The organism is Winogradskyella sp. Asnod2-B02-A (assembly GCF_045063645.1).
In the GTDB taxonomy this organism is placed as follows: Bacteria; Bacteroidota; Bacteroidia; order Flavobacteriales; family Flavobacteriaceae; genus Winogradskyella.
In genome coordinates, this window is the sequence record NZ_JBEFOG010000026.1 from 546,196 (window position 1) to 560,077 (window position 13,882).

Consider the following 13,882-nt stretch of genomic DNA (forward strand, 5'->3'; position numbering starts at 1 on the left):
TAAACAATTCAACTTTTAAATTCTTAAAACAACAAAAAACAACTTTGGCATCATAATTGGATTTACTATTATATAACCAATAAAAACCTAACATTATGAAAAGATTTTTACTTTTAACAGTCCTTGTTTCAGTACTAATATCTTGTAGTGCTAAAAAACAAATTGAAACCGCTATTAGCCAAGGAAATTACGACGAAGCTATTTCTGAAGCCTTAAGAAAACTTGAAAACAACAAAGATAAAAACCGTAAGCAAGATTACATTGTAATGCTTGAAGATGCTTACTATAAAGTTTTGGAAGAAGATTTAAATAATGTTGAGCATCTTAAAAAAGATGGCAATCCTGAGCAATATAAAACCATCTATAATATATATGTAGATTTAGAGGAAAGACAAAATGCAATTAAACGTGTGTTGCCTTTAAAAATAAATGGAAAAGAATTACATCTAGAGTTTAATGATTATAATTCTGAAATTGTAGATTACAGATATAAAACGTCTGATTATTTAATTGGTCAAGGTATTACACTTTTGGATTCTGGAGATAAATTTAATGCTAGAACTGCTTATGGAATATTCAGTTATATTGAACAAATAAATCCAAATTTTGAAGAAAACAGAAGCTTAATAGCAGAGGCACGTGAAGCAGGAATGGATTATGTGCATGTATCTATACAAAACCAAACGCATCAAATAATTCCGCAACAATTGGAAGCTGATTTAATTGATTTTAATACTTATGGATTGAATGAGTTTTGGACAACTTACCACGCTAACGTAAATAACTCTATAGATTATGATTTTGCAATGGAATTGCAATTAAAACAAATAAACATCTCGCCAGAACGTATTAATGAAACTCAGATATTAAGACAAAAGCAAATTGTTGATGGTTGGAAATACCAATTAGATAGAAACGGAAACGTAAGAAAAGACAGTTTAGGTAACGACATTAAAATTGACAAAATTATAACTGTTAAAGCTAGATTTACAGAAGTTTTACAAACGAAATCTGCTATAGTTGTTGCTGATGTTGTTTATACAGATTTAAAACAAAACCAAGTGATTGATGTATTTTCTATTGATAGTGGATTTGTTTTTGAAAATGTTTTTGGAACTTATAAAGGAGATAAAAGGGCCTTAGTAAGAGATGATATTAATCTTTTAAACCAAAGACATGTGCGTTTTCCTAGTGATGAGCAAATGGTATATGATACAGGAGAAGACCTAAAGTTGAAACTAAAAGATATTATTGGATCTTATCACATTAGAAGGAGCTAATTCTATATACTACATATAAAAAGAAAACTCTTACCTTAGGTAGGAGTTTTTTGTTTGTGACTGTCTTATTAATACAATAGATACAAATACTTTATTGAAAATAAACTATTAATTTAACGCAACCCTTTGTACTATTTTACATCTTAAGAATACAAAACCAATCAGTTATGAAAAAAATTACACTTCTTATTCTACTCGCATTCTATTCAATGTATTGTTTTTCTCAAGATCCAACAGTTTATGTTACCAGCAATGGTGGAAATGGTTATACTGTAATTGAGGGCAATACCTACACATTTACAGTTAGTATGTACAGTGCATCTACAACAGATGTTGTTGTAGATGTAGCCACAATTGCAAGTTCAGCAGATGCAAGTGACTATACACCTTTATCTACAACGGTTACAATTCCTGCTGGACAGCTTAGTAGTAATCAACTTACCATTACAACAAGTAATGATTCAACTATAGAACTTAATGAATATTTTACTATTGAAGCTACGGTAACCTCAGGTAATACTTCAAATACAGATATATCTAGAAGCATAACGTTATGGGATAATGATACTACACCAACTGTAAGCGTAAATACTTCTCCTAGTTTAGTTGAAGGTCAGGGATATAATACGTATTGGGTTTATTTAAGTAATTATTACAGTTCAGATGTAACAATAGACATTACTACTTCTGCTGGCACAGCTGATGCTTCAGATTATATTGCAACCACTACTAGTATTACAATTCCAGAAGGTCAAACCAATGCATCATTTCCTATTTATACACAAGATGACAACCTCACCGAAACCGATGAAACTTATACGATTACTGCAACTATTACTTCGGGTAACACTACAAATAGCAACTTAAATATTACAGTAACCATAAGAGATAACGACACAACTCCTACTTTAACTATAAGTTCTTATCAGGCCAATGAAGGTGGTTCGGCTTATGTTTACGCTAGATTAGACAGAGCTTATAACTCAGCCGTTATTATTCAATTAAACACATCAAACGGAACAGCGGACAATTCAGATTACACAAGTCTTTCCCAATCCAAAACTATAGAAGCTGGATATACCTCAACTAATTTTAGAATTTATACAACTGATGACACCTTAGATGAACCAGAAGAATCCGTGAATTATACTGCAACAGTAACTTCTGGTAATACAACAAATACTACTGAAACTGGCACATTTAATATTATAGATAATGATGGCTTACCAGATTTTAGTTTACAAGCTGTGTATGACGATAATAACCCTAACGAACAATTTGGAGATAGTTTAGTTGCTGAAGAAGGTTTCAACCTTAAATTTAGACCAAGATTAACACATCCTAGCCCTATTGATACCGAAATTGAAATTACAACAACTAATGGAACCGCAGATAATTCCGATTATACAACTTCAACCATACTTGTTACAATTCCTGCTGGTCAGTACTCTAATTATTATGAAGAATACAGTTATCCAACTACTTTAGACCAACTAAACGAAGACGATGAAAACATTTTTGTTAATGCACTTGTAACTTCAGGAAACACTTATAATACCAATTATACTTTAGAAGGTTTTATTTTAGATAACTACCATCTAAATGCACAACGCGATGACATCACTTCAGTGCTCGAAGTTGGTGCTACATTTCAAGTTTTAGACAATGATACTTTTGAAGGTTTACCTGTTATTCCTGGAGATTTAAATGTCACATTACTTGATACAAATTTAGTAGGTATTACCTTAAGTTCTGCTGGTGTTTTAACGATTCCTTCTAGTGTACCAATGGGTTATTACTCGATGAATTACCAAATCTGTGAATCGACAAATCCGAGTAATTGTGATACTGCATATATTACAATAAGAGTAGAATCGCCTTTAGAGGTTACGCACACAACTCAATATGTTGATTTTAATGGTGATGGTTTTGTAAGTGTTGGTGATACTATTGAATATGAATTTACAGTAACCAACAACGGAACTGATTCAATTACAGATATTGATGGAGATTATCAAGGTATAAATATTGTTGGTGGTCCATTAACTAGTTTAGGTGCAGGACAAACAGATAATACAACTTTTACAGCATTACATATTATAACTCAGAATAATATTAATTATGGTTATTATGGTGGTGACCTAGAAGGATCAACATTTTATGGTACTTATTATGGTTATGAAGTTAGAGCTTATCTGTATGACCCAAGTCAAATTATAGATTTACAACAATCCGATGGGATAGAACTAAATGCTTTTGTTGATACTAATGGCAACGGAACACAAGAAACTGGCGAAATTAATTTTCCACTAGGTCAGTTTGATTATGAAATAAATAACGATGGAATCATCAACAATTTATATGTATCACCTCATTATTTATATGAATCTAATCCAACAACAACTTATGAACTTTCATATACTGTAGATCCTGATTATGCAGCCAATAATACAACAGCAGTAAGTTATTCTGGCATTACAGTTCCTTTAGGTTCTGGCATCACCACTTACGATTTCCCTATTACAGTAACTGCTTATGACGATTTAGCTACTGAAATTTCAGCGTCTTGGAGACCACCAATGCCAGGTTTTCAATATTGGAATTATATCAGTTATACCAACAATTCTAATGAAACCGTAACATCTGGCACTATAGATTTTACAATGGATAGTGCACTAAGCTTACTGAGTGTTCATGATGTATCTCAATATTGGTACACTTATAATCCAGCCTCAGTGACAACTACTGCTACTGGTTTTAGTTATACATTTAACAATTTACAACCATATCAAACCAAACGTCTTTGGGTAAAAATGTACGTACCAACCTTGACTACAGTTAGTTTAGGACAATTAGTTACAAATACTGTAGATATTGAATTACTCGCTGGAGATATTGTCCCTTTAAACAACACCTCTAGTTTAACTCAAACTATTGTTGGTTCTTACGATCCTAATGATGTTACAGAAAAGCATGGCGAAGAGATTCTCTTCTCGTCATTCTCAACAGACGATTATTTAACGTATACCATTCGTTTTGAAAACACAGGAACTGCAAATGCCATAAACATTAGAGTTGAAGATATTTTAGACGAAAAATTAGATGAATCTACACTGAAAATGGTAGATGCAAGTCATACCTATTCTCTAGAACGTGTTGGCAAAAATTTAGAATGGAATTTCTTTGCCATTGATTTACCTCCTTCTGAAGATGTTGAAGATTCACAAGTTGGCCATGGCTTTATAACTTTTAAAGTTAAGCCGTTTCCCGATTATGCCATTGGAGACGTTATACCAAATACAGCAGAGATTTATTTCGATTTTAATCCTGCTATTATTACAAACACATGGACAACAACATTTGTTCAAACTTTAGGAATTAACGAATCTGATTTTAGCAATTTAACGGTGTATCCAAATCCTGTTAAAGATGTTCTTCAAATTAATAACTCTTCTGTAATTACATCTGTTGAAATTCACTCTATTCTTGGAAAACAATTATTATCAAAATCAGTTGATAGCCTATCTACTGAAATAGATTTAAGTACATTTTCAAGTGGAGTGTATTTTGTTAATATTAAGAGTAATAAAGGCGAAAAAATCATCAAAATTCTTAAAGAATAAAAACAACTTTACGGCTTATATCAAATCTCTTTGAGTTCTACTCAAAGAGATTTTTTTGTTTTTAAACTATATTAAACAAAATTGTTAATCAACTATAAAACAGAGCCAAAAAATCATTTTATGAATTCAAAGAAACAGTATATGAAATCTTATTTTAATATTCTCACAGAATTGACATATTCAATAAATATTTCATTAAAAATTAATAGTTTTTAGATCTTAATTAATAAAATAAGCCAATGCAATGCATCGTAATTGGAAAAGCTATCAAACGACATATAAATAGATAATCATCAACTATTTAGATAAAAGTTTTTATATGCATTTCATCGACTATATTTAACAAATGCTTACTATATCTCTAATTTTGTAATCCCTCTCATATATATTTTTTCAAAATATTTTTTCCTTCACATAAGGAATTCATTATAATACCTATATTTTAAATGAAAAACACTTTTACTAAATTAGTAATTAGCGCATTAACCTTAATATTGTCTAATAGTTTTTATGGACAGAATTCAGGTTTTATTCATAGTTATGTAATACTAGATAATGGTTCTGGAAATACCTCATTGGATTTACATTATCCAAGTGAAGCTAATGATGATCTGTTAATCACGGATTTTACAAACGCTACTTTAGGAACTATAGGAACTACTGCTGGAACTTTACTTTTAAACGGAGGTCAAAATACTGTTTGGAAATGTGCTTCAACAGATTATATTACTTCGGGTTGGCTATATTATACAGTATACCCTACAGGAAATAGACCGGCTATTCCATCATTTTCATCTATCAATTTAGGAACTAATATTTCTTATTCTCCAGGAACTATATGTGGTGTAAGCTCACAAGATGAAGAATGGATAACTGATACTGAAAACATTAATTTATTAAACGGATTAGCTTCTGGAAATCACACATTAGAAGTCTATACTTCTGCGGATTACACAATAAATAGTGTTGCAGCTCTTAATCCTCATTATGTAAATAATAATGGAACAAACTTTACAACTACTTTTACTGCAGACACACCTCCAAGCGCTAACTGCTTTGGAACCTTAACTGTAGAACTTGATGCAACGGGTAATGCAACCATAACAGCATCTGATATTGACAACGGATCTTTCGATGATTTTGACACACCTACTTTAAGCATTGATATTAATACATTTGATTGCTCAGACATTGGAACACCAGTAACAGTTACCTTGACAGCTGAAGATTCTCTTGGACAAAATAGTACTTGTATCACTGTGGTTACAGTTGCAGACAGTATAAACCCGGTTATTGCTGTTGCTCCTGAAAATATCACTGTTGAATGTACAACAGATGTACCTGCAATGATCAATTTAACCTGGACAGATAATTGTGATGCTGGTGGAACAATAACTGGTGTAGATTCTGCTTTAGTTGGTGGTACTTGTGCTGGAACGATTACTAGATCATGGAATATTACAGATAGCCATGGTAACAGTGCAAATACAAGGACTCAAATAATTACAATTGATGACACTATTGCTCCTGTTATTGAGACAGCTCCTGCCAATATCACTGTAAATTGTATCTCAGATGTTCCTTCAATGACGAATTTAGCTTGGACAGATAACTGTGATGCAAGTGGAACAATAACAGGTGTAGATACCGCTTCAGCAGGAATAATTACAAGAACTTGGAATATTGCTGATAATTGTGGTAACAACGCTATTACAAGAACTCAAATTATTACTGTTGATGATACTATAATTCCTATTATTGATCCTGCACCTCCAAATATAACTGTGCAATGTACTACAGGTGTACCTGCAATGATCAACCTTGATTGGACAGATAATTGTGATGCAGGAGGAACAGTTACGGGTTCTGATACTTCTTTGCCTAATGGAACTTGTGGCACAATTACTAGAACTTGGAATATTACAGATGCTAATGGAAATAGCGCTGTCACTAGAACTCAAATTATTACGGTTCAAGATATAATTCCACCTACAGCATCTAATCCATTACCTATAAATGTTGAATGCATAACTACTGTACCCCTTCCAAACGTTAATGTTGTTACTGATGAAGCTGATAATTGTGCTACACCAACGGTTACTTTCATATCAGATGTCTCAAACGGCATGTTCAACCCTGAAATAATTACTAGAACATATTCGGTAACAGATGGTTGTAATAACTCAATTAATGTTACTCAAACAATTACTATTAAAGATATAACGCCTCCATCGGCAATATGTCGAAATTTTTCTGTAACCTTAAATGCATCTGGTAACGCTAGTATTACCGCTTCAGATATTAATAATAGTTCTAGCGATAATTGTTCTACGATTTCACTTTCAGCTTCGCGAACAAATTTTGATTGTAGTCATATTGGTGCAAATAATGTAACTCTGACTGCTACTGATGCCTCAAATAATATAACAACATGTACAGCAGTTGTTACAGTAGTCGATCTTGCAGATAATGCATCAGTAAGTATTACTGTAGATAATAATACTATTTGTGCTGGTAAAGATGTAACATTTACTGCTACTCCAGTAGATGGAGGTACTTCTCCAATTTATGACTGGTTTGTTAACGGCATATCTCAAGGAACAACAGGTAGTCCTACTTTTACTTCATCTACCACTTTAAGTGATAATGATGAAGTTTACGTTCAAATGCATTCAGATTTATCGACTTGTATTTCACCAAAACAAAGTAATTCTATTATAATTAATGTTAATCCATTACCAGTTATTTCAGGACCTACCTCACTGTGTAATGGCAATACTACCAACTTATCTCCCGCAACCACTGGATGGGTTAGTAACACTAGTTTTGCCTCTGTAAATAATTCAGGTGTAGTGACAGCTACTTCTGCAGGTATAGCAACATTTACTTATACAGATAGCAATGGCTGTAGTTCAGGTTTATCAATAACTATTAATAATGCTACAACCGTTTCAGCTCCATCAAGCATATGTGTAAGTGAATCATCCAATTTATCTTCTAATTCTGGAGGTACATGGGTAAGTAATAATGTTAATATAGCTACAGTTACAAGTTCAGGTATAATTACAGGTGTTGCAGCTGGTTTCGTAACATTTACATTTACTAATAACAACGGTTGTACTTCTACTACAAACCAAGTGGAAATTTTAGTAAAACCAATTATAACAACAGTATCGGCTTCAAACGATCAAGTTTGTAGTGGTGTTTCAAGTATTTTAACTGCAAGTGTTCAAGGTGCAGGCACTAATAATAAAGTAATAGTTAATTATAATTTTAATACTGGCACCAATTATGGAGATTTAGATGGACAAAATGTACCAGGTATTGTAAGTGAAGTAAGCCATAGAAACCTGTATTTCAGACAAAGTCCAGGTACAGCTACTCAAGGATCAGCATACGATGCAGAAAGTTTCGGAGGTAACGCAATGAGACAACGCGATAATTCCGGACGAAATGATGAAGGGTTCTGGATCTTCACGGTTAATGGACCAAATATTACGACCTACCAAGACTTTTCATTATATTTTCAAACAAGAAGGGCAACTACTACTGGAGATGACAAATATGTTTATGTCTTTTATAATGTTGTAGGAAATGTTACCTCAGGAAGTGCAATATCATTTAGACAAGTTGATAGAGTGTTACTTAATAACACTGCTGCAGGTCTGCAATGGCAAGAGGTTGTATTATCTATACCAGCTTTAGCAAATAATACTAATGTATTACAGATTATTATAGCTACAACTGATGGATACGAAGGAAATGATACTAGTCTCAATCCTGATATAATTATTGATAATGTGCAAATAAGAGCTTCTAGTGCTCCCGACTCTTTTACTTATTCTTGGGCTGGAAATACAGGTTCTAATGCAGGCTTACCTGTAGGATCAGAAGTACCATCGAGTACTAACAGTTCGATAACTGTAAATCCACAAGAAACTACAGTCTATACAATTACTGCTCACAATTCCAATGGATGTACAGAATCTGAAGACGTGACAATTACTGTTAATCCTTCACCAATTATCAGTATTGCCGCAGAATATTGTCCCGATGATGATCCATTAACAACTAATATCGACGAAAGCAATATGGTTCAATTGGTGGCTAGCTCTACAACACCTGTAAGTTCTTGGGAATGGCAAACCACACCTGTTCAAACAGGTGATACTATCTATGTGGATACTGCCGATTTTTATCAAGTTATTGGTACCTCACCTAATGGTTGTACGGAATCTGGTACGATAAGAGTTGCACAAGAACGAATTTTTAATGGAGACTTCTCTGACCTGGCTCCAAATGTAAATGGGGATTTTGGTCCAGATGTAAATGATAATTTAAATGCTCTCGGTTTTGATTATGATGAAGATTATTCTTCGCCTTTTACAAATGGATATCAATATGTAGTTAATCCAGTATTAAACCAAAATATGATGACGCTTACCACAGATTCTGGTCCATTAAATACTAATTTTAGAAGTGTTAACGACCATACTGATGATACAGAAGCACAGTTTCTTGCTGTTAATAGTGGTAATACATCTTTAGCCGCTTGGAGACAAGAAATAGATGTAGAACCTAATGAATTATATTATTTTTCAGCTTGGGGAATTGATCTTTCAGACTTATCTAATCCTTCTCTCAACCCATGTGATTTACAATTTAGAATTAATGGTATTCCTGTTGGTCCTACACTCGACTTGGTAAAAGGAAATAATTGGGAACGTATCTATGGCACTTGGAATTCTGGAATTACAACTACAGCAATTATTGAAATCATTAATATCAATCCAGCCACACAAGGAAACAATTTTGGTATTGATGATGTCTCTTTTGCTACCCTATCTACATTTATTACTTTAACTTCTGCAATTGATACAGACGACCAAACCATTTGTCAAAATACACCAATCCTAGATATTACTTATGATGTTGGTGGTGGATTAACAGTACCAACAGTTGCCCCTTTACCAGCTGGATTGACGACTAGTTTTGATGGCCTAAAGTTAACAATTAGCGGAACGCCTACTCAATTTGGCACCTTTAATTATACGATAACTACAACTTCTAACTGTGGTAACAAATCAGAATATGGAAGTATAACAGTTGATGAAGCGCCATTAATATCTATTCAACCGGTTGCTTCACCAATTTGTTCAGCAGTAGGTAATATTGCTGTCAGCGCAACCATTTCGGGCAGTGCATCTTCAGGCACATGGAGTACTTCTGGTAACGGTACTTTCAGTCCTTCACCAACTGACACATCTGCAACATATAATTTTGGATTAAATGAGGTTGGCACGACAACTTTAACTTTTACGTCAAATGCGCCTACATCTTCTTGTATTGCTGCTGTCGATTCTATTAATATTGAAATTACGGAAAGTATAGTTGCAAATGCAGGAGCGGATATTGATAATTCGGCTGCTAATTGTTCTAATACTACAGTTACTTTAGCTGCCAACAACGTAACAGGACAATGGACAGTTATTTCTAGCCAACCAGCTAACACATATCATTTTTCAAACTCAAGTGCCTACAATACTACATTTACAGGCGAAAGTGGAGAAACTTACACCTTACAGTGGGAAGCTACCAATTTGGCACCATGCAATAACACCACAGACACTGTAAACATAATTTTTGCAGATTGCGGAACAAACCTTGTCTTTGATGGAGCTGAAGATTATATCAATTTTGGAAATAATTATGGTCTAGTAAATACACCTTTCAGCATTGAAGCTTGGATAAAAGTAGATAATCTTACAGGGACAAAAACTATTATTTCTAAACGAAATAGTAGCAATTTAAATTCTGGATATGACCTATCTCTAATTGGCAATAAAATCCATTTTAGATGGAATAACCAAAATATTATTGTAAATCAACCTTTAAATACTACTAAATGGTATCATATTGCAGTTACATTTAATGGTAGCGATGCCTACAATATATATGTTGACGGTTTCCTTGTTCAACCAAATGTAAGTGGTACTTCCCCATTAACTAATACCAACAGTAGTTTTATTGGAGCAATGGATACTACAAATGGTAATCCTACAAATTATTTTGATGGTGATATTGATGAAGTTCGTATTTGGGATACAGAATTATCGACAAACCAGATTCGTGAAATGATGAATCAAGAAATAGAAAGCAATGGACTGAATGTTAGAGGTCTAGAAGTTCCATTAAATATTACCGAAAACTTACAATGGAACAACCTAATTGGTTATTACCAAATGCGTGTTGGTTCTCAAACTATAGTTTCTAATGGATATCTTGAAGATATTTCAACAATGTCACCTACCCAAGGAAAGTTAAACAACATGACAACGGATCAAACAGAAACTGCACCGATTCCTTATATATCTGACTCAAACAGTGTTTGGGATAATGGAGCTACTTGGTCTGTTGGATCCGTACAGCAAATCCCTAATTCAAGAGTGAACAGTCACAACGGCTTTGAACAAACTTGGAATATTGTAAGAACAAAGACCAACATTTCTGCTACAAGACCAGCTAATATTTTAAATAAAACAACGGTATTAGGCTTATTAGTTGATAGTAATAAGTTAAGTATTCTCAACGACCAACAAATTATAGTAAATAAATATCTTAAAATAGATGGTGTTTTAGACTTAGTGGGAGAATCTCAACTTTTACAACCAGAAGAAAGTAATGTAGATTATTCGGGTTCAGGTTATTTAGAACGCGATCAGCAAGGTACTGCAAATCTTTTTAATTATAATTATTGGTCTTCACCTGTAGGTGATAATGGTAATACTTTTTCTATTGCTAATGTTATGTTTGATGGTACAACAGCTACAAATCCACAACCATTAAATTGGACATCTAATAATAATGCAAATCCATTAACATCACCAATAACAATTAGTAGAAGATGGTTATATCTATATGAAAATTATTTAGACAATTCTTATGCTGATTGGAATGCAATTAATGAGAATTATAACATCCCAATTGGTCTTGGTTACTCTATGAAAGGTAGTGGTAGCTCTAATGCTAACCAGAATTACACTTTTGTAGGTCAGCCAAATAATGGTACCATAACATCACCTGTTTCTGGTAATTTTCAAGCATTGGTTGGAAACCCATACCCTTCTGCTATAGATGCTGTAGCATTTATAAATGATAATAGCAGTGTTTTATTAGATGGTACACTCTATTTCTGGGAGCACGCAGCATCAAACAACTCACATAATTTATCGGCTTACGAAGGTGGCTATGCTGCACGAAATTTAACACATGGAGTGCCTGCGGTATCTTCACCCGAAATTAACGGACAAGGAGATTCTAACAAAATACCTGGTCGCTATGTACCTGTTGCCCAAGGATTCTTTGTAACAGGAAATGGAACTGGCGGAATGGTTACTTTTAACAATAGCCAACGTGTGTTTGCTAAAGAATCTGACTTAAATTCATTTTTCTTAAGAAGTAGTAATACGTCTTCTGAAGCGTCAAACAATCCTCAAAATGAGGATAATAATCAATTTATTAGATTAGATTTTATAACTCCAGATAACGCAACAAGACAATTAGTTATTGGTTTTATGGATAACACCAACGCTACAGATGGTGTTGATTATGGTTATGATGGTTTAAATACAGATTCATTTCCTAATGATATGTCTTTTAACATTGATGGCGAAAAATTTATCATACAAGGAGTTGGACCTTTTGATGAAACAAAATCTTATCCATTAGATATTGATGTAGCTAATGGTGGAAACATAGAGATTGTTCTTAATTCGCTTGAAAATTTCAACGACAATCGTGCTGTCTATATTTATGATGCCTTAGAGCAAAACTACATCAGTATTAATAATCAAAATTTTCAAATACATTTAGAACCTGGCAACCATAGCAATAGATTCTATTTGGTTTTTCAAGAAGATGAAACATTGTCTACAATTAACAATGAGTTTGAAAATGTAAACGTAAAATTCCTTTTAGATACAGATGAGATTTATATAAAGACACCAAGTTCAGTTCAGATTAAGCAACTGTACTTAATTAATGTCGCTGGTCAGTCTATTGCATCATGGAATGCAACTAATTTACAAATGTCTAACATTATAAAAATACCTATTAAAAATATTTCGGAAGGCGCATATATTATAAAAGCTGAAACTGAAACAGGTACTTTTAATAAAAAAATTATTATAAAATACTAAAGCATAAAAAAAGCTGATTGAAAATACATTCAATCAGCTTTTTTGATTTTTAGCGGAATAAAACAAATTAAAATAATTACTCCTCTCCTATTTCAAATTACTTATTTAGCAAATGCTAACTATACATGTTAGGCGTTCATCAGTTGCCTATTTAATTCCCAATTCACTTCAGCATCTGCAATTTCATAATTACTAGGATCATCTTCACCACCAAGCATAAGAGGAATTTTATAAGCTACAACTTCATTAAATTTTAAATCAATATTATCAGTATTCCATTTTTTAAAACCAATAATGTCTAATGTTTCATTTGCATACTCAATTAGGTCAACATTAAAAAATTCAGATAATGGCTGATCTAGCATAAAATCTTCTCCAGTTGCAATATCAAAAAGATATGTGAAATTTTGATTTAAATCTTTAGCATATTGTCTTCCAACCCAATCAAATCCAAATACAATTATCCGGTCTGAATATTTAGGAAATGTTTCACAGACTATTTCAGTCCACTTTATGGAAGTTTCAAAATTATGAATTCTAATAATTCCTTTTTCAAAAGAAAAACCACCGAACTCACTAAATAATTGATTTAAATCATTATTTGAAGTCGTCAATTTTACTGATTCTTGATCAATTAATTTCTTTTGAATTTTATACTTTTTTTTGAATAACTCTAGGTTCATTTAATACAATAGCTTTATAAGGTTATTTTATTCTAATATCTAATTTAATAAATATTTTTCATTGCCTATAATTAGGGATATTTTTTAAATTAGGCCAT

Annotated in this window: 4 protein-coding genes; 3 read left to right on the forward strand and 1 reads right to left on the reverse strand. The window is 32.8% G+C overall.

What is annotated here, in order from left to right:
* The first annotated feature begins 95 nt into the window (after positions 1-95).
* The 3 genes from ACJJVO_RS05895 to ACJJVO_RS05905 all read left to right on the forward strand — a co-directional run bounded on the left by ACJJVO_RS05895 (position 96) and on the right by ACJJVO_RS05905 (position 13,101).
* On the forward strand, positions 96-1,280 hold the full coding sequence (locus ACJJVO_RS05895) for a hypothetical protein (RefSeq protein ID WP_405571600.1): 1,185 nt from the start codon (positions 96-98) through the stop codon (positions 1,278-1,280).
* A gap of 167 nt (positions 1,281-1,447) precedes the next feature.
* Positions 1,448-4,903 carry a T9SS type A sorting domain-containing protein gene (locus ACJJVO_RS05900; RefSeq protein ID WP_405571602.1) on the forward strand — a complete coding sequence of 1,152 codons (3,456 nt, stop codon included), beginning with the start codon at positions 1,448-1,450 and terminating at the stop codon, positions 4,901-4,903.
* Positions 4,904-5,349: 446 nt separating this feature from the next.
* Positions 5,350-13,101: a LamG-like jellyroll fold domain-containing protein gene (locus ACJJVO_RS05905; RefSeq protein WP_405571604.1), complete on the forward strand. Its 7,752-nt coding sequence runs from the start codon at positions 5,350-5,352 to the stop codon at positions 13,099-13,101.
* 128 nt (positions 13,102-13,229) lie between these two features.
* Here ACJJVO_RS05905 and ACJJVO_RS05910 read toward each other — a convergent pair whose 3' ends face one another.
* Positions 13,230-13,784, reverse strand: coding sequence for a T6SS immunity protein Tdi1 domain-containing protein (locus ACJJVO_RS05910; protein ID WP_405571606.1), 555 nt, complete (start codon positions 13,782-13,784; stop codon positions 13,230-13,232).
* Positions 13,785-13,882: the final 98 nt, after the last annotated feature.

Excerpts from the sequence above, each read along its gene's own strand:
- ACJJVO_RS05905 (WP_405571604.1), top strand. The coding sequence starts at position 5,350 with ATGAAAAACACTTTTACTAAATTAGTAATTAGCGCATTAACCTTAATA.
- ACJJVO_RS05895 (WP_405571600.1), top strand. The coding sequence starts at position 96 with ATGAAAAGATTTTTACTTTTAACAGTCCTTGTTTCAGTACTAATATCT.
- ACJJVO_RS05900 (WP_405571602.1), top strand. The coding sequence starts at position 1,448 with ATGAAAAAAATTACACTTCTTATTCTACTCGCATTCTATTCAATGTAT.
- ACJJVO_RS05910 (WP_405571606.1), bottom strand. The coding sequence starts at position 13,784 with ATGAACCTAGAGTTATTCAAAAAAAAGTATAAAATTCAAAAGAAATTA.